Below are 444 nucleotides of genomic sequence, written 5' to 3'. Positions count from 1 at the left end.
CCTCGGCAACGGCGATGTGCAGGTCTTCACTTCCTCCGGCGTCCAGTTGCCGACCCGCGGCGGCACCGCGCTGTCCATCGCCACCGCCAACGCGGGAAGCGGCGCGTATTATCCGGGCGGCGGCCTGCCCGGCATCATGCTGGATGGCCAGGATGTCACCGCCGGCATGTCAGGCGGACAGATCGGCGCCAACATCACGTTGCGCGATCAAACGATCCCGACCTACCAGGCGGAAATCGACCAGTTCTCGCAGACGCTCGCAAGCCGTTTCGACGCCCAGGGACTGACGCTGTTTTCCGATCCGCAGGGCAATGTGCCGCAAGGCGGCGGCACGCCGGCACAAAGCGGCTATGTGGGCTTTGCCTCGGCCATTACCGTCAATCCCGCCATTGTGGCCAATCCGGCGCTGGTGCGGGACGGCACGCATGCGGTGGCGGGCAGCCC

The 444-nt window shown here is 67.1% G+C and carries 1 protein-coding gene; it reads left to right on the top strand.

The window, feature by feature from the left end; all coding sequences use genetic code 11:
- The coding region (locus tag AACY45_RS28635; protein WP_339548845.1) for a FlgK family flagellar hook-associated protein at positions 1–444 on the top strand (444 nt) is incomplete at both ends.

This window comes from Pseudomonas sp. RA_35y_Pfl2_P32 (genome assembly GCF_963970735.1).
Taxonomy (GTDB): domain Bacteria; phylum Pseudomonadota; class Gammaproteobacteria; order Pseudomonadales; family Pseudomonadaceae; genus Aquipseudomonas.
The sequence above is the reverse complement of the archived record's forward strand: the minus strand, read 5'-3'. Positions and strand labels throughout refer to the sequence as shown.